This is a genomic window from Flavitalea flava, assembly GCF_054461575.1.
The window spans coordinates 91894-116410 of the sequence record NZ_JBTLQH010000005.1; the positions used below are offsets into that span (position 1 = coordinate 91894).

The window sequence follows — 24517 nt, forward strand, 5'->3', positions numbered from 1 at the left end:
TCTTAACGTGATTGTATTGATGTGATAGCCCAGGCAGGGTCCGGATCGAATCCGGGTCTATTCGCCGGGAGTGGTATCAACACTTCCGGTTTTTTTACACCTGCGCTCAGCCGATCTATATTTTTGATGAAAAACCGTTATGGCATCACAACGATTTTCCTTCCTTCTATTTTAAAATGCACTTTGCTTAATGCCAGGATCTCGAGCACTTCCTGTACATTACTATTACGGGAGATCTTTCCTCCGAATTGCATCGCAGGGACCTGCCCTTCATAGGTAATTTCCACATTATACCAACGAGCGATCTGGCGCATGACGGATGGCAGATCAGCCTTGTTGAAGGAGAACATCCCGTCTTTCCAGGCGATGGCTTGTGGGACATCCGCATCGGGGATCGTCTTTATTAGCCCTTCTTTACTGAATTGTGATTGTTCACCCGGACGAAGGATCGTTTGCTCCTTCCCTTTGCTGACCCTTACGGCCCCTTCCCGCAGGGTGGTCCTGACAAAGGGTTCATCCGCATAGGCATTGACATTAAATTGTGTCCCCAATACTTCCACTTCTCCCCCATCCCCAGGCAGCAGGGAAGAAGGGTTGTGTGCGATAGAGACCCGGAATGGTTTAGCAGGATCTTTGGCCACTTCAAAATAAGCTTCGCCGCTGAGTACTACCTGCCGGTCACTGCCGGTGAAAGCGGCGGGGAAACGCAGGGAAGAGGAGGCGTTCAGCCATACCTTAGTACCATCCGACAATTGCAACTGATACTGCCCTCCCACGGGAGTATTAACTATATTATAACTGGTTGTCTGCGGTCCACCCTTGATTGTCTGCGGTCCTCCGTTGTCTGTTTGGTATGCCAATTGGCCGTTGATCATTTTGATGATCCGGATATTGCCTTGTTGAGCTAGCGTTCCATTGTCAGCGCTGTCCAGGAGGATTGCCGAGCCATTAGCAAGGATCAGGGTAGCTTTATTGCTGCCTGGCCTGATAACTGTATTGTAATTGGGTTCGGGTCGGGTAACAGGGGGGGCTCCGGCGCTCTTGTGCAGATTGATGGCCAGGGCGGTGATCAGCATAGCTGCTATAAACACCGCGGCAATACGCCACCAGATCATATTGAAGATTTTGACTCCATTACCCGTGATGATGGGTTCGGCTGTCTGTGTGGAGGCAATGATCTCGTCGAACATCCGATCCCATTGGACCCAGGGGTAGCGCTCACCTGGACGCATTCGTTCCCAATCTTCAGCCAGCCATTGCTGCAAGGGTTCATTGGCAGTGGCCTCCCGGATATTGTCGAAGAGTTCTTCATATTCTTCAAGGGTGCAGTCGCCGTCAGCGTATTGTTGCAATAAATAATGAAGCCTTGATGACTGATCTGTCATGGTTATAAAATTTAAGACGGCTTAACAGGATGGTTTAATGCGTTCTACAGGAAGGTCTATATTCCATATGACAGGCGTGTGAAAGAATAGGACCGGGAAAATCCGGTTTATTTATATAATTCTTCCAGCATCAGCAGGATTATGATGATCCCGATATGATCTTTCAGGCTGGTCCGGAGCCATTTGAGGGTATCGACGAGATTGTTTTTGACGGTGCTTTTTGAAAGCTGTAATTCCTCAGCAATCTGTTCATGGGTCAAGCCCAGGTGCCGGCTCATGTGGAATATACGTTGTTTGCGGGGGGAAAGTTCCACCAGGGCGGATTCGATAAGTTGATTACTTTCCTTAAACTGTAACTGGTCTTCCGGCGTGTTCTGTACCTCATTGAGCTGACGCCAGAGGTTTTGCCGAAGTTTCTCGTCGGTGGCGATCTTACTCAATGCATTGATGGTCTTATTTCGGGCAAGTGTGAAAAGGTAACCCGGCGGGTTTTGAACTTCCCGGAGGTTTGAGCGATGGGTCCAAATCTTGAGAAAAATTTCCTGGGTGATCTCTTCGGCAGTGTCCCCTGACTTAGTCATGCGGCAAACAAATTCGTAAATACGAGTTCGGTACATGTCAAAAAAGGTACGGAAGGCAATCTGATCACCTTCGGATATTTGACAGAAGAGCTGTTTCTCATCCCTGAGTCCTGGTAGGGCCATTCAATTAGTATAAGCTGGGACGAAGATAGGGAAACCGGGTTTATCCTATGCCTTTTTATGCACCTGTAAATACAACATCGTTTCTTTGACTGTCAGTACAGTGTCTTTGAGATCAAAACCCAATTCCGTTCTTGCTTTTGAAATTTCAAAGTCTTCGGCAACGTCCTTTAGGTCCACCCAATTCCAGGTAATATGGGTCTCTACCGGAATTCCCTTGTTCATGATCAGCCGGATGATATGGTAAGAAACGCTCAAATCTCCAAAGGCTTCCTTTCGATCATGCCAGAAGGCAGAACGGCCAACATTTCTATATGATACTAATGCACCCTATAAGCCATGCCGAAACGCGACATCGATAAACCTACCTTACATTCTCAAAACCTTTTCCCAGTCATAGGTATTGGCGTATCGGCTGAGGGGTTGGAAACCTTTAAACAACTAATAAAAGTAATCCCTCAAAATTCGGGAATGGCCTATATTCTTGTTCAGCATTTGCATCCGGAACATGAAAGCGCACTGCCCGAAATTCTTCAACGAGTTACAAAGATTCCTGTAAGGTATTATCAGGTACAGGATCGGACGGAACAGCTGGGCTAAAAAATATAAAAACACTTAAGAGTTTTGAAGAGCTGAAGGATTTAAGATGGGAGGAAATTATACACCCGGATGATTGGGCCCAAAATCGGCAAACTTGGAGCGAGTCAATTCAATTGAGGGAATATTTCACTTTGGAACATAGATTCCTGCGGTACGATGGTTTATACCAGTGATATCTAAGCCGGGGAGTCGCGCAAAGGGATGAGAACGGACATATATCAGTTTAGATGGGTACCTATACAGACATACATGAACAGAAAATGAAGGAACAGAAAAAGGACGAATTTATTAGCATCGCCAGTCACGAAATGACATTGATACGATGATAGATAGTGCGGTGGAGAACATACAACTTACTTCTAACACTCATAAAATTATAAGAACCGGCAAGGTAAATGATGAAGTAACCGGGGATAAAGACCGACTTGAGCAGGTAATTATTAACCTACTAAGCAATGCCATCAAATATTCTCCCGAGTCGTACAATATTTTATTACATGTAGAAAAGAAAAATGCCGAACAATTCCATGTAATGGGCATCGGGTTATATATCGCTTATGAAATTGTCCAACGTCACCAAGGCAAGCTATGGGCAGAAAGCGAATCCGGAAAGGGTAGTACTTTTTATTTTGCATTACCGTTGAACAATAAATAATTGTGATAGGGCATTGGGCAATTTGTTCCCCAAATAAAAATAAAACTGGGAAATCCGCTACTACTGTGCATTTCAACTACCTTACACAAAATATGAGAGAATATGAATAGGGGTGGACCCGTTGTTATCATTGAAGACGATGAAGATGATCAGGAATTACTTATGGCAATATTTAAAAAACTACCCTATACAAATGAAATCATTTTTTTTGGGGATAGTGAAGAAGCACTTGTCTATTTGAACAGGGCGGATGTTAGCCCTTTCCTTATTATTTCTGACGTAAACATGCCCAGATTAAATGGCTTTGCGTTGAGGGATAAGATTCGTAGTGATTCCGAGCTCCATACCAAATGTATCCCTTACTTGTTTTTTTCAACCAATGCAAATCATACAACAGTCTTAGAGGCTTATAGCTTATCTGTACAGGGATTCTTTATAAAAGAAAGTTCAATGTCTGAGTTGGAAAAAACCATTACGGTAATCATGGATTATTGGATAAGATGCATTGCGCCAAATGATTTCTAAATGAAAAAATTAAATAAAACCAGGGTAAAAGCCCTCTCCACCAACCTCTTTCCCGTAGTCGGTGTGGGAGCTTCCGCAGGTGGATTGGAAGCTTTTAAAAAACTGGTCTCGGCCATTCCATTAGATTCAGGGATGGCATATATCCTCGTTCAACATTTAGATCCTACCCATGAGAGCATTTTATCGGAGCTATTGCAGAAAGTCACTAAAATTCCTGTCCAGGAGATCACTGACAATATAAAAGTGGAGGCTAATCATATTTATATTATTCCATCCAATAAGTTGTTGACTGCGACTGACGGAATTCTTCAGTTAAGTGCACGCCATCCAAAAGGGCAAAAAAACCTGCCTATTGACCTTTTCTTTTCATCGTTAGCCGAAGTTCATCAAAATCATGCTATTGGAGTGGTTTTATCGGGAACTGCGTCCGATGGAACCATTGGATTGAAAGCTATTAAAGACCATGGGGGCGTTACGATTGCGCAGAGTCAAGAGTCCGCAGCATACGATGGAATGCCTAAAAGCGCCATTGAAGCGGGCGTCGTGGATTTCATCTTGCCGCCTGATCAGATTCCTCAGCAACTATTACGTTTAAAGGATGCCTATCAGGCTGTTCCTGCTCATTTAAATCGAAATGGAAGACCGAATCAGGATGAACAGTTTAGGCAGATTATTGCCATGCTCCGTGTGAGGAAAAACGTCGACTTTACCTATTACAAACAGCCTACGATTCGCCGATGGATCGAACGAAGAATGGCTTTGAGTATGAAGCCGGGTTTGGCTGAGTACATTTTATATCTGAGGGAAAATAAGGGGGAGCAAGACATTTTGTTCCAAGATCTATTAATACCCGTCACCCAGTTTTTTAGGGACCCGAAAGTTTTTGTGGGGTTAAAGGATACCGTATTGCCTGATCTGGTTAATATTGCGACAGATAACGAACCGATTCGCATTTGGATTGCGGGTTGTTCGACAGGGGAAGAAGCGTACTCGATGGTCATGTGTTTCCAGGCGTACATAATGGACAAAGCGTCCAGTGCGAAAATACAGGTATTTGCGACAGATATTTCCGAAATTGCCATCACCAAAGCAAGAATGGGCATTTATTCTAAAAATGAGGTAAATGGTCTTACGGTAGTTCAGTTACAACAGTTCTTCACCAAGATAGACGGCAAGTTCCGGATAAATAAGAATATAAGGGACGCTTGTATATTCGCCCACCACAATTACCTCAAAGATCCACCCTTTGCCAAAATAGATTTAATCAGTTGCCGAAACTCGCTCATCTATCTGGAACCATTTTTACAAAAGAAGGCACTGACTACTTTTCATTATGCATTAAAGGAGAACCGTTATTTACTGTTGGGGAAATCTGAGACAGCAGCACAAGCATTAGAGGTATATAATACTTTGGACAAAACCAATAAAATTTATGCCAGGAAGTCGGTAAAAGGAAATTTTTTGCATGCCCTGAGTGATCGAAAAGAAAGTATATTTAAGGAGATTCAAGATAAGCCGGGGAAAAAAGTATCTGATAAGGATGACTTTGAGAAAAGTGGCGACGAGCTATTGTTGACAAAATTTGTACCTGCGGGTGTGATAGTAAATGATGCCATGGAAATTGTCCAATTCAGAGGAGCAACGGGAGCCTGGCTGGAAGCACCTCCCGGCAAACCAAGTCGGAATGTCTTGAAAATGGTTAGGGAAGGCTTAGCCTTTGAATTGCGGTCGGCGTTACACGTGGTAAAGAAAAGTAAGGAAAGTTTTATAAAGGAAAACATCTCCATGCTATCTGGGGATAAAGAAAAACTGGTTACAATTGAAGTCCACCCTTTGGCTAATACCCATGAGCCATATTTTTTGCTGCTTTTCAGAGATACGCAAACGATAGTAAACCCAAACCCAGCGCAGGCAAAAATTGACGGGCAGCTGGTAATACCAATTTCAAAACAGCGCAAAGAACTAAATCGTATCCAGCAATTGGAAAAAGAATTAGCACAGGCGCGGGCAGACATGAGAAATATAACGGAAGACCAGGAAGCGGCCAACGAAGAACTGCAAAGCGCCAATGAAGAACTGCTTTCCGGGAGTGAAGAATTGCAAAGTGTGAATGAAGAATTGGAGACGTCCAAAGAAGAAGTGCAGACGAGTAATGAAGAATTAATCGTGGTGAACCACGAACTGTATGAACGAAACGAGCAGTTAAATGTCGCACGCGTGCTGGCAGAATCTATTGTTTCTACCATCCGGGAGCCGCTGATAATCCTTTCTAAAGAACTGACCGTTAAGACAGTTAACAAATCGTTTTATGAAAAATTCCAGATTCCGGAAGAAGAAATAGTAGGAAAACCGCTATTTGAGCTGGGCGATAAATTATGGGATATGCCAGCCCTTAGAAAAATGCTCGATAAGGTACTTCCGCAAAAGATCAATATTGTTGATTTTGAAGTAGTTCATATTTTCCCTTTATTGGGTGAACGTACTATGATTTTAAATGCCAGCCCGATCATCACGGAACATAATGACGAACCATCCATCCTGATCGCTATTGAAGATGTTACTGAAAAGAAAAAAGCAGAAAACGAACTGAAGCAGTTTGCACAAAACCTGGAAAAATTAGTCTTTGATAAAACTTTCGCCCTACAGCAAGCAAATAACGATTTAAAGGTTTCTAATGAAAATTTGGAGCAATTTTCATATATCGCTTCGCACGACTTACAAGAACCCCTGCGTAAGATTAAAACATTTTCCGGAATACTTCAGGATAAATTCAACCAGGATCTGCCCGATGCTGGACAGTTGTTGGTTAAAAAGATCAGCAATTCTTCGGAGCGCATGTCGACGTTAATCAACGAGCTGCATAAGTTTTCAAAATTATTGCACGGGCAAGCTGTTTTTAAGCAGACCAACTTAGACGAAAGTCTTAATTTAGTTATAGGGGACTTTGAATTGCTGATAAAAGAAAAGAATGTAACAATAACTCGGAAACCGTTGCCGATCATAGATGCGATTCCATTTCAAATCAACCAGCTATTTTATAACCTGATCAGCAATGCCATCAAATTTTCAAAGCCGGATAGAGCACCTGTTATAACTATTACCTCGAGAATAGTAGGAATGGAGGAGTTGGCAAAACATGCAAATATTGACCCTAAACTTTCGTATTGTGAAATAGCCATTGAAGATAATGGAATCGGTTTTAAGCAGCAGTATGCAGATCAGATCTTTCTGGTATTTCATCGGCTGCACGGCCAGTCGGAATATTTCGGAACAGGTATTGGGCTGGCCTTATGCAAGAAAATTGTGGCAAATCATCATGGTGAAATCACGGCGACGTCCAAAGACAATGAAGGAGCGACATTTAAACTATTGCTACCGCTTAGCCTCTGAATGCTCCCCCCGGATTGACATACGGTGGTTCCGCATTCAAATCCGAGAACGTTTATCCCAGGTTTAACTCCATCTGGATATTACAGCGTTCATAGGGTGACGGCGGGCCGGTAATCTTTTTGAACCCCAGTTTATGATAGAGGCTGATAGCAGGTCTGAGCTTTGTATTGCTTTCCAGGTAGAGTCTTTTCGCACCTGCAGATCTGGCTCTTTCGATACAGGCCAGACCGAGTAAAAAGCCGATCCCTTTGCCTTTAGCGGACGGAGCGACTGCCATTTTAGCCAGTTCGAAACTCCCGTCTTCCCTGGGCAATAAAGCGCAGGTGCCGACCGCCTCCCCTCTATAAAGGGCCATCATGATTTGCCCCCCTTTGTCGGAAATATTTTCTTTGGGATGGTCCAGGACCTTGTAATCTCCCGCTTCCAAAGTAAAATGGAGGCTGATCCATTCCTCGTTCAATCGTTTGAAGGCAGGATAATAATTAGGTGAACAATCAACGATTTCCACTTCACCGGCCTCCCTGCTCTTTCTCGCTTCCTGAACCCGGCGAAGCAGGTTTTTTTGCTCCAGGAGAAATTCCCATTCACCGATCGCCCGCCAAAGATCGTGATGGGTTTCGGTCATCGCTTTTTCAATAGCAGTAGTAACATCGCCCAATTGAACCTGCATTCTGTCCATAACTTCTTTCCCCTCCTGAGACAACAAGACAAAGTTCTTACGTCCGTCCGTCTCTCCCTTTTTCTCGATCACGTATCCTTTTGCGGCCATTTCCCTGACGATCTGGCTAACGGAAGAATGTGTATGCCCGATCTCCCGGGCGATATCGGTGATCGATTTCTCCTCTTCTGCCGAAAGGGAGTAAAAAACCGGAAACCATTTTGGCTGAAGATCCACCTGGTAAAGTTCATAGATCCCGGCAGCCTGTTCCGTCATTTGCTCGCTAAGCCTGCGTAACCGGCTACCGAGTGCCATTTTTCCAGTTCGGTCATAAAAATCCATAAAATTCGTATTAGGTATTAAATAATGATATTAATTACGTAATTACTTACGTAAATTTATAAAAGATTTCCTGTTTGCCAAAATAAATTGCGATAAGACCGATACCGGTTACTCTCCAGAGAGGAATGCTGAGAGCTGATATTTTTCCTTAATTTCCCGGAAATAACGTTTCCATGCCATCTTCCTATATTCTTGCCCTTGACCAGGGCACAACCAGTTCAAGGGCGATTCTATTCGATCATGCAGGTAAGATCATCCAGTTAGCGCAAAAAGAGTTCCGGCAATTTTACCCGCAACCGGGCTGGGTGGAACATGATGCTGAAGAAATCTGGTCTTCTCAGTATGGTGTACTGGCTGAAGTACTGGCAAAAAGTAATATCGGAACAAGGGAGGTGGCCGCCATTGGGATTACCAATCAACGTGAAACAACCATCGTATGGGACAAAATCAGCGGAAGGCCGATCCATCCGGCCATAGTCTGGCAGGACCGCCGCACTGCGGCCTGGTGCGACCAATTGAAAGCTCAGGGTCATGCCGGCCTGATACAGGAGCGTACCGGTCTTGTCCCCGACGCGTATTTTTCTGCAACCAAACTGAAATGGATCCTGGATAACGTCCCCGGAGCAAGAGCAAGAGCCGAAAAAGGAGAATTGGCCTTTGGAACGGTGGATAGCTGGCTTATCTGGAAATTATCTTCGGGAAAATTGCATATCACCGATAGTACGAATGCCTCCCGCACGCTCTTGTTGAATATTCACACGGGAGAATGGGATCCGGAGCTTTTGCGTCTTTTCGATATTCCCGCTGCGATTCTCCCTGTGGTTAAAGGCTCCAGTGAAATCTACGGCACCACCGGCAGCCTGATCACCCCCGGTCCGGGAATTCCGATTGCCGGTATTGCCGGCGACCAGCAGGCCGCTCTCTTCGGGCAATTATGCACACAACCGGGAATGGTTAAGAATACCTACGGAACCGGATGTTTTATGCTGATGCATACCGGCCGGCAAGCCGTACGTTCTCAAAACAACCTGCTCACCACCATCGCCTGGAAGATCGACGGACAGATAGAATATGCCCTTGAAGGAAGTATCTTCATTGCCGGGGCGGTTGTGCAATGGCTTCGGGATGGCCTCCACCTGATCCGCTCCTCCGGTGAAATAGAATCGCTGGCCTCAACCGCAGAGGATACGGGAGGGGTATATATGATCCCAGCCTTTGCCGGACTGGGCGCACCTCACTGGAACCAATATGCGCGTGGCAGTTTTTTCGGTTTGACAAGGGGCACCGGTCAGGCGCAAATTGCGCGGGCTGCCTTAGAAAGTATCGCTTATCAGACCTATGACGTACTCAAAGCCATGGAAGCCGATTCGGGGATCCTTATTAAAGAACTAAGGGTCGACGGCGGCGCTACCGCCAACGACCTGCTCATGCAGTTCCAGTCCGATATTTTACAGGTGCCCGTCATCCGGCCGACGGTAACTGAAACGACCGCACTTGGCGCAGCTTATCTGGCGGGACTGAGCGTAGGTTTCTGGAATTCCGTGGAAGACATACAACAACAATGGCAGATAGACAAACGGTTCAGCCCATCTATGCCTTCAGAAAGGACAGCAGAGCTGCTAAAAGGCTGGCGACGGGCGGTAAAAGCGTCCATTGCCTGGGCAGATGATAAATAATTCCGGGCAGGCGATAAATAATAAAAAAGAAGCATGAAGAGAGAACAAATGATCCGGTCCCTGGAATCCACGCCCGAATGGGACCTTTGTATCATCGGCGGAGGAGCGACAGGTTTAGGAGTGGCTGTGGACGCGGCTTCGAGGGGATTTAAAACGATCCTGCTGGAAAAATACGATTTTGCAAAAGGGACATCCTCCCGATCTACCAAATTAGTACATGGGGGTGTCCGTTATCTGCAACAGGGAAACATCAAACTGGTGACAGAAGCCCTTCATGAAAGAGGCATCCTTCGCAGGAACGCCCCCCACCTGGTAAAGAACCAATCGTTTATCGTACCGAATTATAAATGGTGGGAAGGCCCCTATTACGGGATCGGTCTGAAAGTTTACGATTGGATGGCCGGCAGTCTTGGGCTGGGGCCTTCGCGGCTGCTGTCCCGCGAAGAAACGCTTGACCTTGCCCCAACCCTGGATGCAGAAGGCTTACGGGGCGGTGTCCTGTACCATGACGGGCAGTTCGATGATGCAAGACTGGCCATTAACCTGGCACAGACCGCAGCCGCAGAAGGAGGCGTCTTACTGAATTATTTTCCGGTAACCGGTTTGATCAGGGAAGATGAGCAGATCCGTGGCCTTCAGGTAACCGATTCCATTAGCGGAAAAAAATACGCGATCCGTGCAAAAGTGGTTATCAATGCGACCGGCGTTTTTTCCGATACGATATTGCGGATGGATGATCCGGCCAGCGATTCCATCATCGCCCCCAGCCAGGGCGTTCATATCGTATTGGATAAGGAATTCCTGCCTGGTGAAGCAGCCATCCTGGTACCGCATACCGATGACGGACGTGTTTTATTCGCCGTTCCCTGGCATGATAAGATCATTATCGGCACAACCGATACTCCGGTAACGGAGGTATCGTCTGAACCCCGGCCCCAGCCGGAAGAGATTGATTTTATTCTGCAGCAGATCGGCCGTTACCTGACCAAGATACCCGGGCGGAAAGATATACGAAGTACTTTTGCCGGTCTTCGTCCCCTGGTTAAAAGCAGCAGCAAAAAAACAGCCGAGCTTTCCCGGGATCACCTGATTACCATATCCGCTGCTGGCCTTATTACTATTACCGGCGGCAAATGGACCACTTACCGGCGCATGGCTGAAGACACGGTAAATACGGCCATTACACGAGCCCGTTTGATGAAAAAGAGCTGTGTAACGGCTACGCTGCCCATTCATGGAGCCACTCTTCCCGGCCAGGAAGCCTGGTCAACGCCAACCAGTCCGGTTGCCATCGGGGATCCGCTTTATTATTACGGAACCGATGCCATGGCGATAAACTCACTTGCCGCTTCGGAGCCGGTCCTTGGGGAATATCTTCATCCACGGCTGCCCTATGTAAAGGCTGAGATTATTTGGGCTGCCCGGGAGGAACTATGCATGACCGTTGAAGATGCACTGAGCCGGAGGACACGCGCTTTGCTCCTGGACGCACAGGCCGCAATAGAATGTGCACCTGTGGTTGCGGAATTGCTGGCGAAGGAACTGGGGAATAATAAAGAATGGGAAATTACGCAGGTGCAGGAGTTCACTGCACTTGCACAAGGGTATTTAGCGTAACGGGTTGCAGTTCTGCCATACTATTATTACTATTGAGTTTCCATTACAGATTTTCCACAAATAAAAACTACACTATGACGCCTTTTTTTGGCGAATTCATCGGAACGGGATTGCTGGTCATACTGGGACAGGGCGTTGTATCCAATGTCGTTCTGCAGCGAACAAAAGGGCAGAACGGCGGATGGATCGTGATCAGCTTTGGCTGGGCTATCGCCGTTTTTGTAGGCGTTTACTCTTCGGCGGTTGCCAGCGGCGCCCATCTGAATCCTGCCGTTACCCTGGCCTTTGCCGTTCTTAAAAAAATTCCCCTGCAGCAGATTCCTGTATATTTTGCCGGACAAATGCTCGGGGCTATGGCCGGGTCTCTGCTGGCATGGTTGAGTTATCGTCTTCATTTTGCAGCCACTGACGATGCCGAAGCAAAATTAGCGGTCTTCTGCACCGGTCCTGCTATTCGTAGTTATGGAAATAATCTCCTTACAGAGATCATCGGAACCTTTGTCCTGATCCTGGGAGTTCTCTTCATCGCCTCGCCGGCAAGCAGCCTCGGAGCACTCGATGCATTACCGGTTGGTTTATTGGTGTTGGGCATCGGTCTTTCCCTGGGCGGACCAACCGGTTATGCCATCAATCCGGCAAGGGATCTGGGGCCACGCATCATGCATGCCCTGCTGCCCATCCCGGGAAAAAGGAATAGTGACTGGGGTTATGCATGGGTACCCGTAATTGGACCACTCATCGGAGCGGTACTTGCAGCATTTGTATTCAAACTTATCTAACCGGAGGAACGAACAATATATCAGGAAATAGGTATAAACAAAAAAAACCCTGCTTACTGAATCAAGCAGGGACGACTAATCAAATTCTCAGCCAAAATTATTCTTCTCATTCAATTACATATACGAAATATTTAACGGATTGGTTCTTGAACGGAAGAAATATACCTTTTACGCTCTTTTAATCCGAATCCGGCTTCGGTGTGGCAACGGTCCGCACCGGACGATGCACCGGACGATGCTTCAATAAAAGAAAGGCCGCTTCCAGCAATTCCTCCAGGTCCTTATACCGGAGCAAGAGGCCGCCTCTTTCGTCAGGGTCGCTGAACCCTGTATTGTCGGTAGTAAGACAGGCTTCCACCATCGCCCATAAGTAATGCCGGCATTCATGCAGACGGTAATCACTGAAAAATCGTTCAATTACCAAAAAAGGATCCTTTCGTTCTTTACCGCTAAGTAATATCACCTGGTCATAAAATTCCGCCTGTTTTAAAAATTGTGACATATCCAATCATTTTAAAAGTGAATAGTGCTGCCCGCTCCAGGCAAACCAGGTTGCCTGCACTTCGCCGAATTCCTTTTTCTTCCGAAAAAGGACAGATGTAAAACACTATTTAAAAAAGTCGTGAGCAACCTAATGACCTTCCTTTACGAGGGTCTTTTGTTGCCGGAGTGGACACTTTACTTACCCACTTTGACCAAATGAAATGGAACAGAACTTAAGGAGAAGATTACAGGAGTGAATGTAGGGAAAATTGAACTCCGGAAATACAGATGTGCAAAAAAAACGGACCAAAAGGATTAATTTTGAGTCCGGTTATGAATACAGCAGAAAAAGAGATCCTGAAAAAAAGATTTGGCGCAAGGATCCGGAAACTCAGGGAGGAAAAAGGACTTACGTTGCGCGGGCTCGCCGCCAACTGCAACCTGGATAACAGCAAGATCGCCAAGATAGAGGACGGGAGGTTTAATATTTCCCTTTCGACCCTTGTGGAACTGGCAGGTGGTCTGGAGGTTCATCCCAGCGACCTATTCAGGGGAGATTTTAACTGGCTGGTTGTTTAAGGAAAAGGCTTCTCTTAATTTTTTTAATGCATTTGTCTTATGACCCGAAACGGTAACCGGACTAATTCCCAGTGCTGCTGCCACCTCCCGGATCTCCTTCTCCTTGAAATAAAGGAATTTAATGACCTCCCTGGATTTCGGGGATAATTTTTCCAACCGTAATTTCAATTCCCGGATAAGATCTTTCCTGACTATTTCTTCATCATGGGACAGCACCGTTTCATTCGACAGGTACCGGATCTCCTCACGGGCCTTCATTTGCCTTTGCCTGGCCCGCAAATAATCGAAGCTGGCATTACGGGAGGTAACCAGCAAAAAGGCATGGATATGGTCCTGGCTCCTGAACTTCCATCTCGTTTCCCATAACTTAAGAAAAGTCTTCGAAGTTATATCCTCCGCCTCCGTTTTATCACGTACAATGGTCTTGCATATAAAGTAAATAAGCCTGAATGCAGAACGGTATATTTCTTCAAATGCTTTTCTATCGCCTTCACGCAGCCGGGCACAAATAGTATCGGGATCTTTTTTTTGGGAGTGGCTTTTCATAATAGGTGATACCAATGGGGAGGATGATCCGGACAAAGGATCCCATTGAACGATTCATTTATAAGAATACGCGCACCACTTACTTTTAATTGGTCCGGAGAAAGAAAAATTTTCACGGAGGTTGTCCTCCGTTAGTTTACCCCAGGCAGGACAGGATAACCGAACAGGCTTTTTCGATCTGTTCTTCTGTAATAAGCAGGGGCGGAGCGATCCGCATACATTCCGGCGCAAACAAATACCAATCGGTCAATAATCCTTTTTGGATACAGGCATCGATCACCTGTTTATTCTTTTCAAAACTATCGAAGGCTACGGCCATCAATAATCCGCTGCTTCGAACGGCACGTATCTCCGGATGCACCAGCTTTTGGCGAAAAAGAGCCTCCTTACGGGCCACCTGACCGATCCAGTCTTCTTCCAGCAGCACCTCCAGGGATGCCAGCCCTGCCGCACAACAAACAGGATGACCCCCAAACGTCGTTATATGACCAAGGACAGGGTCGCCGGTCAGTGCCCACATCATTTCCCTGTCTGCAATAAACGCGCCTAATGGCATTCCACCGCCCAGGGCTTTACCCAATAATAATATATCCGGAACCACCCCGTATTGCAGGAACCCCCATAATGTGCCGGTCCTTCCAAATCCGGCCTGGATCTCATCGAGGATAAGCAGGGCTCCCTTGTCTTCACACTGTTGTTTTAAAGCCTGCAGCCAGCCTGCGTCAGGTACATAAACACCACGTTCGGCCTGTAACGTCTCGGCAATTACACAAGCCGTCCGTTCCGTAATGGCCTCCAGGGCAGCCATTGAATTAAATTCTACATGTTTCACTCCCGGAAGTAAAGGCCGGTAAGCATTCCGCCAGTATTCATCCCCCATAACGCTCAATGCGCCCTGTGTCGATCCATGATAGGATTGGTTGAACGCAACGATCTCCGTGCGCCCCGTTACTCTTTTAGCCAGTTTCATGGCACCCTCTGTTGCCTCGGCACCTGAATTCGTAAAATATATGCTGTTCAGGGAAGCCGGGAGGTTTTCTGCCAGCAACGTGGCATAGTTCACCTGGGGCGACTGAATAAGTTCCCCGTATACAAGCACATGCAGGTATTTGTCAGCCTGATCCCTGATCGCCTGTACCACCCGTGGATGACGATGCCCGGTATTACACACACTTATGCCTCCGATCAGGTCTATATACTCCTTGCCGGAAGGGTCGTATAAATAGATTCCTTCAGCTCTGGCAATTTCAATGGCGAGAGGATCTGGGGAGGTTTGGGCTAAATGCCGGAGAAAAAGCCTGCGGACATCCATTCCTCCCGCGGCATTTTTTGTATTGTGATTAAAACTCATTAATAGCAAAGGTCGTAAACTTTTATTTATGATATTTGTCTAAACTAAAAAGACTTACCATGGCTACCATTCTCCCCGTAGAAGGCGTTTCTCCCCAATTTGGCAAAGATTGTTTTGTAGCTCCCAATGCCACCATTGTGGGCGATGTGGTAATGGGAGATAATTGCAGTGTTTGGTTCAATGCCGTCGTACGCGGCGACGTCAATAGCATCCGGATCGGCGACAAGGTGAATATTCAGGACGGCGTCGTTATCCATTGCACTTACCAGAAAACGAAGACGACCATCGGCAACAATGTATCCATCGGACATAATGCTATCGTACATGGATGTACGATTTGTGACAAAGTCCTGGTAGGCATGGGCGCCATTATCATGGACAATGCCGAAATCGGGAGCAATTCCATCATCGCTGCCGGAGCCGTGGTCCTGGAAGGCACCAAAATAGAAGCAGGCACGATCTATGGCGGTATTCCCGCACGGAAAATAAAGGATATTCCCGTAGATCTTATTACCGGCCAGATCGACCGGATCGCACATAACTATACAACTTATGCAGGTTGGTTCAAGGATTCCAACGCCATTGGAAAATAACAGGACCTTCGGAAAGCAATAAAGATGAATGTTTTATACCCCTGAAATCCTTTTCCTGAAAATACCGGGCAGGATTTCCGGGGTACCGGCTTGCAAATTCAGGATTGTTTTTGTACGTTTAGCATAGATAAAAGCTAATACCCTCAAAAACCCATGAAGACAGGCAAAACAATATTATATACGGCTATTCTGGCCATCCTCCTCGGCAGCACAAGTTCCTGCGGTGTAGTTCATAATCTTTTCGGACCGAAATACGGATGCCCATCTGATGGCAGAAATGTGGGCGCCGAACGAATATTAAGTGGTGAGAAGGTTCCCAAGGCAGCAAAATTCAAAGCATAATCAAGCATAACTTATAATCCCAACCAAGAGTGATCATTTACCCTAATATAAAACTAAACCCTAAACCCGATGAGTCCCTTAACATTACGCACCGATTTCGGGTGCACCGAAGCTGTCATTGACGAAGATTGCGGCCTTAAACGTTTTTACGAAGTGGCTAATATCCTTTCCGATGACCTGGATATTAAATTCACACAAAAGACAGATGATTTCGATTCCCTGATGTGGGATTTTCATTACAAAGGGCACATCCTTACCCTGCATTATAATATTTATACAGGTATCTCGATCTACCCCCGCAAATTCCGCGAAGCGCCCAGGAAAGATAATGATGCCGTTGTAGAAGTTGCCAAATTCCTGGAAAGCAAACTACTGATAAATACTGCCAAACGATATATGTCCTGATTTTTTTTGGAGCAGTCTTTACCAGCGTTATGGGACATTCTGTCTAAGTATTGTTTGCCACAATAAATAAAAAACCGTTCTATGCTGAGTTAGCATGGCTTTTTGCCAGTTTGTTAACCCTGCGCAGAACGTTTTTTTTGATAAAGTCAGTTTTGCCCGCTCTTATTTTTTATTGTTGAAAATATTATAAAAAACGAATACCTGGGCTACTCCATTTTTAAAATTCGGGCTGGCGGTACTTGCATCGAAATCCCCCACCTTGGTAAGCCCCGCCGTATATCGTGCACCGATACCCAGTCCGATCGGGCTCTGGTAACCAATACCACCCGCTGCGGAAAGATCAAGATCCTTGGCAAAATGGCTGATGGTATTATCCGGTGTGCTCTCGCTGACCTTAAAGCCCACCTGTGGACCGATTTCCAAATAAAACCCACCGGTAAAACGGTATTTGACCATTACCGGTACGTTAATGTAGGATAGTTTGTAATCCTGTTTTCCCACTCCGGTATTTTCAAACTTTGCACCTTGTGTGGAAAACAAGACCTCTGGCTGTAAGGAAAGATGATCCCCGAACTGGAACCCCACATAGGCACCACCCATAAATCCTACCAGGGTTGACTTTTTCGCCTGTTGAAAATCTCCCCCGGTAAAATTGCTGAAATTAGCCCCTGCTTTTAATCCTAACGAAAATTGCTGGGCTTTTAGCTTGCCGGATCCAAACGTTGCTATCAGGACTAATACAACAGGCAGTATAGATTTACGTATACTAAGCCGGTTTGTTTTCAATTGTCTGTAATTTGCTGGTTTCATGGTATGAATAGTTTATATTACTTTATTCAAATAGTATACCGGTTTTTTATACAGATTTCAGGCTGAAATAACCGGTATAGTGGGGCGATTTTTCTCCATCTTATCCCGTATTTTGCCGCTTATTAATAAAAATTATTGTACGCATTAAAATATATTGTTCATGGACTATTCAAAAGTGCCTTCCTCTTCTTTTCTATTCAGGCTTGCGGCCATACTTGTCAGCCTTATTGCCCTGTTCTATATTGCTATTTTGGGTAAAACAATACTGGCACCTCTTGTCTTTGCCCTGCTTTTTGCCATGTTACTTTTGCCCCTGGCTAATTTCATGGAAAATAAGCTCGGGTTTTATCGCAGCGCAGCATCTGCCCTGTCTGTGATCCTGCTTGTGCTTTTGGTGCTGGGTCTGATCTACCTGGTAGGCTCCCAGATCAGTACGCTTTCGGAAGACTGGCCGCTATTCAAAGAACAGGTCTCCTCCTCCCTGAACGAATTGCAACATTGGATCTCCGCCAAATTCCATGTACGCATCAAACAACAGATGGATTACCTTGGCGGTGCGACCAGCCGCATCCTCACTACCGGCCCTTCGGTAATCGGAAGCGCGGTACTTTCGTTGTCTTCCGCTATTATTTTTATCGTTTTTACGATGTTTTTTAGTTTTTTCCTGTTGTACTACCGGCGCCTGATCACCCGCTTCCTGGTGGCCGTCTTTAAAGAAGAGAACTCTCTTACGGTTTATGATATTCTCGCCAGGGTACAGTCCAGTATCCGTAGTTATATTTTGGGTCTCCTGCTGGAAATGGTTATTGTAGCGTCAGCAACCTGTCTGGCTTTATGGCTGCTGGGTGTCAAGTATGCCATTCTGCTGGGCATCCTCACCGGTCTTTTTAATATCATCCCCTATATAGGGATTATAACGGCCTTACTGCTCTCCACCCTGATCACGTTCGCCACTGCAGCCGCTGCGGGAAAAGTGCTGCTGGTTATTGCTGCCATCCTGGGGATTCACCTGGTAGACGCAAATGTATTGTTACCCCTTATCGTTGGATCCAGGCTCCGTATCAATGCGCTCATCACGATCCTGGCGGTAATTATCGGTGAAAGCATCTGGGGTATTATCGGCATGTTCCTGGCTATTCCCATCATTGCCATTACCAAGATCGTTTTTGACAGGATAGAAAGCCTTAAGGCCTGGGGGATGCTTTTGGGGGATGAAAGAGATGAGAAAAACCCGGAGTCCTTAAAAGAAGAAATTAAAGAGGATCCTCCCCTTCCAAAAGATCCTTCCGGCGAAGATCAAATCAAAGTTTGAGAGAAGCCTAAAGATCAACCTATGTAAAGATCAACCTAAGGGCAGATCGAAATAAAAAGTAGATCCTTCACCAATCCTGCTTTTCACACCCATGTACCCATGGTGTGCCTTGATGATCTCAGAAGAGATATAAAGCCCCATTCCGAGTCCTCCAGCCACAAAATTATGATCTACCCGGTAAAACCGTTCGAATATCCGGCTTGTATTCTCTTCGGAAAGACCGATTCCAAAATCACGAACCGATACGCGGGCTGCATTTCCTTCTTTTTTGACTCCAAGACGGACCTCCGGGTGATGAGGGGAATATTTTACTGCATTATTCAGCAGGTTCATGATGACCTGTTCCAGTCTTTCACTATTGCCATTCACGATAAGATCCTCTTTTTCATAAAAGATGATCTTATAAGCAGGGTTCATATACCTTGCATTCTCCATACAGTCACAGATCAGCTCAGTAAGTTGAACAGGACCTTTGCTGAATTCAAGTTTTCCGGAATGGATCTTACTCACGTCCAGCAGATCCCGGATCAGGTTCTGCAGTTTGCCGATCGATTCATTGGCCTTCCTTACATATTGATTGACTTCAGGGGGCAAACCATCCTTTTCAACCGCGATCAATTGTATATAAGCCTTTAAGCTGGTAAGCGGGGTCCTCAACTCATGACTGGCGATGCCGATAAATTCGTCTTTTTTCTCTACCGCCTTTTTCTGATCCTCGATATCTATATTCGTACCGAACCAGGCTGCTATCCTGCCGTCCTGATCTTTCAAGGGTTGGGCATATCCCATGTGCCAACGGTATTTCCCGTCTGTCACCCTTCTTATCCGGTATTCCATTTCAACCCGCTCACCCGCCTTGACCGCTTTGGCCCAAGCCTCTGAAAACGTAGGAAGATCATCCGGATGCAGATATTGCAACCATTCCATTCCTTTCGACTCCTGTGGTTCCAAACCTGCAAATTCCTGCCAGCGCTTGTTAAAATAATTCAGACCTCCATCAGGCTCGGCCGTCCAGACCAGAACCGGAATATTATCGGCTAAAAATTTGAAATACTCGCGGCTCATCAGCAAGTCCTTTGTACGCAGCCTGACTTTCTCCTCCAAATCATCATTTAAACCGGCCATGATCAGGTGCGCCTGCTCCAATTCTTCATTATTTTGTTTTAATTGACGCTGGGTCTCCTTCTGTAAACTCAGATCGGTAAGGATGACACTCAGACAAATTCCTTCATCCAATTCAAGGGTCTTCATGGACAGTAAATGGGGAACCGGTATTTTGTTCCTATCCATAATGAATAATTCACCCTTGCTCTCTGCCCGCCATCCATTCCGGAATAAATCTCTCCATATGCCCTGTTGTTCCGGAGAAATGAAAATATAAAAAGGCAGACCGATCAGTTTGCCAAGCGAAATTCCCGTTATTTCTGAAAAGCGGGAATTGCTGTAGAGAATGATCCCTTCAGCATTAAGCGTCAAAGCTCCTTCATTCATCGTCTCGATGAAAACACGGTAAGTGTGATCTGCATTTTTCAGCGAATAGATCTGTGGGCCAGCGCTGCCTTGTACGATTAATGCATCCACCTGTCCGTTACGAATGGCGTCAAGGGTATCATTCGCTTCTTCCAGTTCATGCTTCAACCTGTTGATTTCCCCGATCAGCTGATCATATGTTGCTTTCTTTTGCATTTCCATTGGTTATGCACGATTGGTTAAACCAAGTCCCTTCAATACCTTGGGAATATCCGACATATCGCCAATAAGCCTTTTTTGCGGATTGGGAGATTTTTTTATCAGCAGGGGCAAGGCAATGACCTGCTCGGTCTGCGCAGCTGATTTTTCCTGATAGACATCGATGATCTCCAGTTCATATTGTCCTTTTAAATGGGACTCACAGATCCGCGTCAGGTTATTTATTGCCCTTACCGAGTTAGGAGAAGCACCTGTTACAAAAAGCCGCAGAACCCACCTGACAGGTTGTTGTCCATCCGCATCTCCGGGAAATAAATCTTTAGTGGCATTCTGAGCAAATTCCATTTCCAATTAGTTTACAGGTTTCCAATTAATTTACCGGGCGAATATTTAGTCCTACCAGTACTTTCTCTTCGTTTGACAGATCGCCTATTATCTTTCGTATAGGCTCCGGCATTTTTCTCACCAGGGTGGGAATAGCCAGGATCTGGTCTCCTTCTGCCAATTGGGGATGGACCAGCAGATCAACGATTTCGATGCGGTATTTACCTTCCAGATGCGTTGCACAATATTTTTTAAGATTCTGTAATGCCGTTACCGACCTGGCAGTTTTGCCGGCAACATATAAACGCAATTCCCAGGTTTCTTCAGTCGTTTCCATAAATCCCCCGCTTTTTCTTTACTTATTTAATTTCCGGTCATCCGGATCAACGTTTCTCCGGAATGCGGTTATTTTATTCCTAGCCTTATCTATGATGTCCCTTTTTAATTCTTCATCCTGGTAGGTTTTATTTAATTCCTCCTGCATGGATTCAAATTCCACTTTCAAACCTGAAATCTTGCTCTCCAGCATCTGACGCTTGCGTTCTATTTCTCTGTCTTTACGATCGACCGCCTGGTGCTGCAAAGCCTTTCCTGTTTCCTCCTGCAATTTCTGAGCCTCCCGTGCAGATCCCGTCAATACGCCTTCAGGCCCCAGGTATACGTCCATAAGGGTCAGACCCGCATTGGTTATCATAAATTCCCTTACCTGGTTGGAATGTTTCATACCCCTGGATTTCATGATATACAACCCCCTGTTGCGTTCCCCGTTCCATTCCATATCCCTTACCATTATCCAGGTATCCACCAGGGAAGATATTCCTTCATCCGCCTGTTCATTCACGGTGTTATTGAGCGTCAATGCCGTGAACAAAACGGTGATCTGCTCTTCCTGGAAAAGGTCGATCAGGCGCATAAGCATAGATTTTACCTCGCTCATTTGACCGACGGTGGTAAGATTGGTGATGGGATCCAGAATAACTATTCTGGGTTTGAATTTCTTTACTTCTTTATAAATGGATACCAGATGCATCTCCAATCCATAAAGGGTGGGCCTGGAGGAATAGATCCTCAGCAAACCATTGTCCACATCCTTTGCCAGATCTATGCCGATGGAGCGGACATTACGAATGATCTGGCTGGGAGATTCCTCGAAAGCGAAAAAAATACATTTTTCGTTGTTCAGACAGGCTTCGTGGGCAAAACAGGCAGCGATGTTCGTTTTACCGGTTCCCGCCGTTCCGGAAATCAATATGCTGCTGCCTTCATAGTATCCTTTCCCGCCCAACATTCCATCCAATTCCGGAATACCCGACGATTTCCGTTTGGAAGATACCGTATTCCCCAATTTCAGTGCTGTAACAGGCAATACGGAAAATCCATCCCCGTCGATCAAAAAAGGATATTCATTGGTGCCATGCATCGATCCCCTGTATTTTACCACCCGCAGACGCCTGGTCGAGATCTGGTTGTTCACGCGGTGGTCAAGCAGGATAACACAATCCGAAACATATTCTTCAAGGCCTTGCCTGGTCAATGAACCCTCCCCCCTTTCGGCCGTAATGATCGCCGTAACATTTTTTTCTTTCAGCCAGAGAAAAAGCCTTCTTAATTCAGACCTGAGTATACTTTCATTGTTAAGCCCTGCAAAAAGGGTTTCGATCGTGTCTAATACTACGCGTTTGGCCCCGATACTGTCAATAGCATGACCCAGGCGGATAAACAGGCCGTCCAGATCATATTCCCCGGTTTCTTCTATCTCACTTCGTTCGATATAAACATGATCGACCTTTAATAATTTATCGTCCTGTAATTTCTCCAGATCGAAGCCCATAGAAGCCACGTTCATGGTCAGTTCTTCCATTTTTTCTTCAAAGGCCATGAAAACACCGGGCTCATCGAACAGCGTCGCTCCTCTTACGATAAATTCAAGCGACAGTAAGGTCTTTCCGCTGCCTGCTTCTCCGCAGACCAGGGTAGGGCGTCCGGCAGGAAGCCCTCCTCCGGTTATCTCATCGAGTCCGGAAATTCCGGTAGCTGTTTTGGGTAATGTTGTTGTCATTTTTCAATGATGTTGTGTTAACGATTCAGGGTTCAGTATATCTGCGTAAACCAATCTCGCAAATTTTAAACCAATCGAAATCCAAACATAATTGTGGAAATTTTTCCGCAAAATGACCTCTTATAGAGTAGGAAATATTGACCCGGAAAAGCAGGTATTAAAAGGACTGATTTCTTTTCAACCACTTCGAATACAGCAATTGCTGATATTCGATAAAATACTGAATCAGGAGGATGGCGGCCAGGATGCCTGCCGTATTCTGTGACATGGAGGTATACACACCTGTAAGTTCCAGTAAGGTTGTCAGGCTATACGTATGCAGGAGACCCTGTCCGGCGATCTCAAAATATTTATAGACGGCCCCGATGAAAAGGGTGACGATTACTAATAAAATATAGGAATTCTTTTTACTGATCCGGAGTTTGAGGTTACAGACTACATACATGAAGGAAGCTACCAGGAAACTCATGCCCACATGGGCGGCAAAATGGACCATCTTGTTATGATCCGAAAATGAATCAGGAAATACAAAACCGAAATATACAATACCCAGCAATAAAGCTAGCCGGATCAACCCATCTATCATCCTCTTTTTTTTAGTAAAATCCATTACACATTCCCCTTTAGGGGTGGTATTAACGAATTGTATGCCAATTTCCCCGGTCTGGTCCGGCATAAAATGTTAAAATGTTATCCAAAGCACGAAATGACGGGAAAGGGTAATTGCAATGCCTTTAAAAGGTTGTAGTCAATATTGTTTGCCACCAATGGAGTCGAGAATCGTACAGTAACTTACATAGCGGTCCATGGCGATCTTTTCCTGGCTGACCGCCTCTTTGACCACACAACCGGGTTCTTCCATATGCAGACAGTTATTGAACTGGCACTGACCGGCCAGCGCACGCATCTCCGGAAAATAGCCGGATAATTCAGGACGGGAGATATCTACCAGCCCAAACTCCCGCATACCCGGAGTATCTATAATCTGTCCTCCCGGAGTGGGGAGATCGAACATTTCCGCGAAGGTAGTCGTATGGATCCCCTTGCCGCTCCACCCGCTGACGTCCTGCGTTTTTCGTTGCAGCGAAGGAAAGATGGCATTCAAAAAAGAGGATTTACCAACCCCGGAGTGCCCGCTGAGCAAACTCACTTTTCCCTGCAGCATTTCTTTCACCTGTCCTACACCTTCACCGGTCTCCACACTCATCCGGATAACCTGGTATCCGACCGCTTCATACATCTCCTTCCACAGGCCGAACCGGCTTTCTTCTTTGGCCCGGTAAATGTCTGCTTTATTAAACAGGAGAACCGCCGGTACATGATAGGCTTCACAGGTGACCAGCCATCGATCGATAAATCCCTCCGAAGTCCGGGGATCTTTTAACGTAACCAGGAGAAGGGACTGATCGATATTAGCGGCGACAATATGATGATGTAACCGGTGGGCAGGTGATTGCCGGTTGATATAATTCCTCCGCTCATAAATTTCTGTAATGGTAGCCGTCTTACTCTCCTCATTTTCGATCTCCATTTCCACGATATCGCCTACGGCAACCGGATTTGTTGACGTGATCCCATCGAGCTTAAAGATTCCCTTAAGCCGGGCATTCCAGATTTCCCCCGCCTTGGTTTTAACCACGTACCAGCTACCCGTGGATTTGTATATCGTTCCCGTCATGCTCATTATTAAGTGCTA

At 45.9% G+C, this 24517-nt stretch carries 27 protein-coding genes; 13 read left to right on the forward strand and 14 right to left on the reverse strand.

The window, feature by feature from the left end:
• Nucleotides 1-137: 137 nt before the first annotated feature.
• The 3 genes from ACX0G9_RS07325 to ACX0G9_RS07335 all read right to left on the reverse strand — a co-directional run bounded on the left by ACX0G9_RS07325 (nt 138) and on the right by ACX0G9_RS07335 (nt 2311).
• On the reverse strand, nt 138-1385 hold the full coding sequence (locus ACX0G9_RS07325; protein ID WP_459064219.1) for a FecR family protein: 1248 nt from the start codon (nt 1383-1385) through the stop codon (nt 138-140).
• Between the two features lie 107 nt (nt 1386-1492).
• Nucleotides 1493-2089: an RNA polymerase sigma factor gene (locus ACX0G9_RS07330; RefSeq protein WP_459064220.1), complete on the reverse strand. Its 597-nt coding sequence runs from the start codon at nt 2087-2089 to the stop codon at nt 1493-1495.
• A gap of 45 nt (nt 2090-2134) precedes the next feature.
• Nucleotides 2135-2311 (reverse strand): hypothetical protein, encoded by a 177-nt coding sequence (locus ACX0G9_RS07335; protein WP_459064221.1) that lies wholly within the window; start codon nt 2309-2311, stop codon nt 2135-2137.
• 114 nt (nt 2312-2425) lie between these two features.
• Here ACX0G9_RS07335 and ACX0G9_RS07340 point away from each other — a divergent pair, with 114 nt between their 5' ends.
• From ACX0G9_RS07340 to ACX0G9_RS07360, 5 genes are all read left to right on the forward strand, one after another.
• Complete coding sequence (locus ACX0G9_RS07340; RefSeq protein WP_459064222.1) at nt 2426-2686, forward strand: chemotaxis protein CheB; 261 nt, start codon at nt 2426-2428, stop codon at nt 2684-2686.
• Between the two features lie 32 nt (nt 2687-2718).
• Nucleotides 2719-2859, forward strand: coding sequence for a PAS domain-containing protein (locus ACX0G9_RS07345; RefSeq protein WP_459064356.1), 141 nt, complete (start codon nt 2719-2721; stop codon nt 2857-2859).
• A 149-nt stretch (nt 2860-3008) separates the two neighbouring features.
• Nucleotides 3009-3341: a sensor histidine kinase gene (locus ACX0G9_RS07350; RefSeq protein ID WP_459064223.1), complete on the forward strand. Its 333-nt coding sequence runs from the start codon at nt 3009-3011 to the stop codon at nt 3339-3341.
• 102 nt (nt 3342-3443) lie between these two features.
• A complete protein-coding gene (locus ACX0G9_RS07355) occupies nt 3444-3866 on the forward strand; it encodes a response regulator (RefSeq protein WP_459064224.1) in 423 nt (140 codons plus the stop codon).
• Nucleotides 3867-7256, forward strand: coding sequence for a chemotaxis protein CheB (locus ACX0G9_RS07360; RefSeq protein WP_459064225.1), 3390 nt, complete (start codon nt 3867-3869; stop codon nt 7254-7256).
• Nucleotides 7257-7308: 52 nt separating this feature from the next.
• Here ACX0G9_RS07360 and ACX0G9_RS07365 read toward each other — a convergent pair whose 3' ends face one another.
• Nucleotides 7309-8256, reverse strand: coding sequence for a bifunctional helix-turn-helix transcriptional regulator/GNAT family N-acetyltransferase (locus ACX0G9_RS07365; RefSeq protein ID WP_459064226.1), 948 nt, complete (start codon nt 8254-8256; stop codon nt 7309-7311).
• A 173-nt stretch (nt 8257-8429) separates the two neighbouring features.
• Here ACX0G9_RS07365 and glpK point away from each other — a divergent pair, with 173 nt between their 5' ends.
• The 3 genes from glpK (at nt 8430) to ACX0G9_RS07380 (ending at nt 12328) form a co-directional block, all read left to right on the forward strand.
• On the forward strand, nt 8430-9932 hold the full coding sequence (gene glpK, locus ACX0G9_RS07370; RefSeq protein WP_459064227.1) for a glycerol kinase GlpK: 1503 nt from the start codon (nt 8430-8432) through the stop codon (nt 9930-9932).
• Between the two features lie 33 nt (nt 9933-9965).
• Nucleotides 9966-11549: a glycerol-3-phosphate dehydrogenase/oxidase gene (locus tag ACX0G9_RS07375; RefSeq protein ID WP_459064228.1), complete on the forward strand. Its 1584-nt coding sequence runs from the start codon at nt 9966-9968 to the stop codon at nt 11547-11549.
• A gap of 74 nt (nt 11550-11623) precedes the next feature.
• Complete coding sequence (locus tag ACX0G9_RS07380; protein ID WP_459064229.1) at nt 11624-12328, forward strand: MIP/aquaporin family protein; 705 nt, start codon at nt 11624-11626, stop codon at nt 12326-12328.
• A 178-nt stretch (nt 12329-12506) separates the two neighbouring features.
• Here the strand turns inward: ACX0G9_RS07380 and ACX0G9_RS07385 are convergent, their stop codons facing one another.
• Nucleotides 12507-12830, reverse strand: a complete 324-nt coding sequence (locus ACX0G9_RS07385; RefSeq protein WP_459064230.1) for a hypothetical protein — start codon at nt 12828-12830, stop codon at nt 12507-12509.
• A gap of 314 nt (nt 12831-13144) precedes the next feature.
• On the opposite strand from ACX0G9_RS07385, the gene ACX0G9_RS07390 reads away from it, so the two are divergent.
• Nucleotides 13145-13390, forward strand: a complete 246-nt coding sequence (locus tag ACX0G9_RS07390) for a helix-turn-helix domain-containing protein (protein WP_459064231.1) — start codon at nt 13145-13147, stop codon at nt 13388-13390.
• Here the strand turns inward: ACX0G9_RS07390 and ACX0G9_RS07395 are convergent.
• Together ACX0G9_RS07395 and ACX0G9_RS07400 are read right to left on the reverse strand one after the other, a co-directional pair.
• Nucleotides 13355-13936, reverse strand: coding sequence for an RNA polymerase sigma factor (locus ACX0G9_RS07395; protein ID WP_459064232.1), 582 nt, complete (start codon nt 13934-13936; stop codon nt 13355-13357). The genes ACX0G9_RS07390 and ACX0G9_RS07395 overlap by 36 nt on opposite strands.
• A 136-nt stretch (nt 13937-14072) precedes the next feature.
• Nucleotides 14073-15287 (reverse strand): aspartate aminotransferase family protein, encoded by a 1215-nt coding sequence (locus tag ACX0G9_RS07400; protein WP_459064233.1) that lies wholly within the window; start codon nt 15285-15287, stop codon nt 14073-14075.
• Nucleotides 15288-15346: 59 nt separating this feature from the next.
• Between ACX0G9_RS07400 and ACX0G9_RS07405 the strand changes: the two genes are divergently transcribed.
• From ACX0G9_RS07405 to ACX0G9_RS07415, 3 genes are all read left to right on the forward strand, one after another.
• Nucleotides 15347-15880, forward strand: a complete 534-nt coding sequence (locus ACX0G9_RS07405; protein ID WP_459064234.1) for a gamma carbonic anhydrase family protein — start codon at nt 15347-15349, stop codon at nt 15878-15880.
• A gap of 153 nt (nt 15881-16033) precedes the next feature.
• Nucleotides 16034-16222: a hypothetical protein gene (locus ACX0G9_RS07410; RefSeq protein ID WP_459064235.1), complete on the forward strand. Its 189-nt coding sequence runs from the start codon at nt 16034-16036 to the stop codon at nt 16220-16222.
• A gap of 69 nt (nt 16223-16291) precedes the next feature.
• Complete coding sequence (locus ACX0G9_RS07415) at nt 16292-16627, forward strand: DUF3630 family protein (RefSeq protein WP_459064236.1); 336 nt, start codon at nt 16292-16294, stop codon at nt 16625-16627.
• 162 nt (nt 16628-16789) lie between these two features.
• On the opposite strand, the gene ACX0G9_RS07420 is transcribed toward ACX0G9_RS07415, so the two are convergent.
• The gene (locus tag ACX0G9_RS07420) at nt 16790-17437 is read right to left on the reverse strand and encodes a porin family protein (RefSeq protein ID WP_459064237.1); all 648 of its coding nucleotides are present in this window, start codon (nt 17435-17437) and stop codon (nt 16790-16792) included.
• Nucleotides 17438-17597: 160 nt separating this feature from the next.
• On the opposite strand from ACX0G9_RS07420, the gene ACX0G9_RS07425 reads away from it, so the two are divergent.
• Nucleotides 17598-18749 (forward strand): AI-2E family transporter, encoded by a 1152-nt coding sequence (locus tag ACX0G9_RS07425; RefSeq protein ID WP_459064238.1) that lies wholly within the window; start codon nt 17598-17600, stop codon nt 18747-18749.
• Between the two features lie 30 nt (nt 18750-18779).
• Here the strand turns inward: ACX0G9_RS07425 and ACX0G9_RS07430 are convergent, their stop codons facing one another.
• From ACX0G9_RS07430 to rsgA, 6 genes are all read right to left on the reverse strand, one after another.
• Nucleotides 18780-20435: a PAS domain-containing sensor histidine kinase gene (locus tag ACX0G9_RS07430; RefSeq protein WP_459064239.1), complete on the reverse strand. Its 1656-nt coding sequence runs from the start codon at nt 20433-20435 to the stop codon at nt 18780-18782.
• Nucleotides 20436-20444: 9 nt separating this feature from the next.
• On the reverse strand, nt 20445-20783 hold the full coding sequence (locus ACX0G9_RS07435) for a circadian clock KaiB family protein (RefSeq protein ID WP_459064240.1): 339 nt from the start codon (nt 20781-20783) through the stop codon (nt 20445-20447).
• A gap of 25 nt (nt 20784-20808) precedes the next feature.
• Nucleotides 20809-21099: a circadian clock KaiB family protein gene (locus tag ACX0G9_RS07440; RefSeq protein ID WP_459064241.1), complete on the reverse strand. Its 291-nt coding sequence runs from the start codon at nt 21097-21099 to the stop codon at nt 20809-20811.
• A gap of 18 nt (nt 21100-21117) precedes the next feature.
• Nucleotides 21118-22821: a circadian clock protein KaiC gene (gene kaiC, locus ACX0G9_RS07445; RefSeq protein WP_459064242.1), complete on the reverse strand. Its 1704-nt coding sequence runs from the start codon at nt 22819-22821 to the stop codon at nt 21118-21120.
• 157 nt (nt 22822-22978) lie between these two features.
• Nucleotides 22979-23497, reverse strand: a complete 519-nt coding sequence (locus tag ACX0G9_RS07450; RefSeq protein ID WP_459064243.1) for a hypothetical protein — start codon at nt 23495-23497, stop codon at nt 22979-22981.
• A 72-nt stretch (nt 23498-23569) separates the two neighbouring features.
• Nucleotides 23570-24499, reverse strand: coding sequence for a ribosome small subunit-dependent GTPase A (gene rsgA / locus ACX0G9_RS07455; RefSeq protein ID WP_459064244.1), 930 nt, complete (start codon nt 24497-24499; stop codon nt 23570-23572).
• Between the last annotated feature and the right edge of the window lie 18 nt (nt 24500-24517).

Excerpts from the sequence above, each read along its gene's own strand:
- ACX0G9_RS07335 (WP_459064221.1), bottom strand. The coding sequence starts at position 2,311 with ATGAACAAGGGAATTCCGGTAGAGACCCATATTACCTGGAATTGGGTG.
- ACX0G9_RS07405 (WP_459064234.1), top strand. The coding sequence starts at position 15,347 with ATGGCTACCATTCTCCCCGTAGAAGGCGTTTCTCCCCAATTTGGCAAA.
- ACX0G9_RS07415 (WP_459064236.1), top strand. The coding sequence starts at position 16,292 with ATGAGTCCCTTAACATTACGCACCGATTTCGGGTGCACCGAAGCTGTC.
- ACX0G9_RS07350 (WP_459064223.1), top strand. The coding sequence starts at position 3,009 with ATGATAGATAGTGCGGTGGAGAACATACAACTTACTTCTAACACTCAT.
- ACX0G9_RS07390 (WP_459064231.1), top strand. The coding sequence starts at position 13,145 with ATGAATACAGCAGAAAAAGAGATCCTGAAAAAAAGATTTGGCGCAAGG.
- ACX0G9_RS07400 (WP_459064233.1), bottom strand. The coding sequence starts at position 15,287 with ATGAGTTTTAATCACAATACAAAAAATGCCGCGGGAGGAATGGATGTC.
- ACX0G9_RS07380 (WP_459064229.1), top strand. The coding sequence starts at position 11,624 with ATGACGCCTTTTTTTGGCGAATTCATCGGAACGGGATTGCTGGTCATA.
- ACX0G9_RS07430 (WP_459064239.1), bottom strand. The coding sequence starts at position 20,435 with ATGCAAAAGAAAGCAACATATGATCAGCTGATCGGGGAAATCAACAGG.
- ACX0G9_RS07440 (WP_459064241.1), bottom strand. The coding sequence starts at position 21,099 with ATGGAAACGACTGAAGAAACCTGGGAATTGCGTTTATATGTTGCCGGC.
- ACX0G9_RS07385 (WP_459064230.1), bottom strand. The coding sequence starts at position 12,830 with ATGTCACAATTTTTAAAACAGGCGGAATTTTATGACCAGGTGATATTA.
- ACX0G9_RS07410 (WP_459064235.1), top strand. The coding sequence starts at position 16,034 with ATGAAGACAGGCAAAACAATATTATATACGGCTATTCTGGCCATCCTC.
- ACX0G9_RS07420 (WP_459064237.1), bottom strand. The coding sequence starts at position 17,437 with ATGAAACCAGCAAATTACAGACAATTGAAAACAAACCGGCTTAGTATA.
- ACX0G9_RS07360 (WP_459064225.1), top strand. The coding sequence starts at position 3,867 with ATGAAAAAATTAAATAAAACCAGGGTAAAAGCCCTCTCCACCAACCTC.
- kaiC (WP_459064242.1), bottom strand. The coding sequence starts at position 22,821 with ATGACAACAACATTACCCAAAACAGCTACCGGAATTTCCGGACTCGAT.
- rsgA (WP_459064244.1), bottom strand. The coding sequence starts at position 24,499 with ATGACGGGAACGATATACAAATCCACGGGTAGCTGGTACGTGGTTAAA.
- ACX0G9_RS07435 (WP_459064240.1), bottom strand. The coding sequence starts at position 20,783 with ATGGAATTTGCTCAGAATGCCACTAAAGATTTATTTCCCGGAGATGCG.
- ACX0G9_RS07355 (WP_459064224.1), top strand. The coding sequence starts at position 3,444 with ATGAATAGGGGTGGACCCGTTGTTATCATTGAAGACGATGAAGATGAT.
- ACX0G9_RS07395 (WP_459064232.1), bottom strand. The coding sequence starts at position 13,936 with ATGAAAAGCCACTCCCAAAAAAAAGATCCCGATACTATTTGTGCCCGG.
- glpK (WP_459064227.1), top strand. The coding sequence starts at position 8,430 with ATGCCATCTTCCTATATTCTTGCCCTTGACCAGGGCACAACCAGTTCA.
- ACX0G9_RS07450 (WP_459064243.1), bottom strand. The coding sequence starts at position 23,497 with ATGCCGGACCAGACCGGGGAAATTGGCATACAATTCGTTAATACCACC.
- ACX0G9_RS07330 (WP_459064220.1), bottom strand. The coding sequence starts at position 2,089 with ATGGCCCTACCAGGACTCAGGGATGAGAAACAGCTCTTCTGTCAAATA.
- ACX0G9_RS07425 (WP_459064238.1), top strand. The coding sequence starts at position 17,598 with ATGGACTATTCAAAAGTGCCTTCCTCTTCTTTTCTATTCAGGCTTGCG.
- ACX0G9_RS07365 (WP_459064226.1), bottom strand. The coding sequence starts at position 8,256 with ATGGATTTTTATGACCGAACTGGAAAAATGGCACTCGGTAGCCGGTTA.
- ACX0G9_RS07340 (WP_459064222.1), top strand. The coding sequence starts at position 2,426 with ATGCCGAAACGCGACATCGATAAACCTACCTTACATTCTCAAAACCTT.
- ACX0G9_RS07375 (WP_459064228.1), top strand. The coding sequence starts at position 9,966 with ATGAAGAGAGAACAAATGATCCGGTCCCTGGAATCCACGCCCGAATGG.
- ACX0G9_RS07325 (WP_459064219.1), bottom strand. The coding sequence starts at position 1,385 with ATGACAGATCAGTCATCAAGGCTTCATTATTTATTGCAACAATACGCT.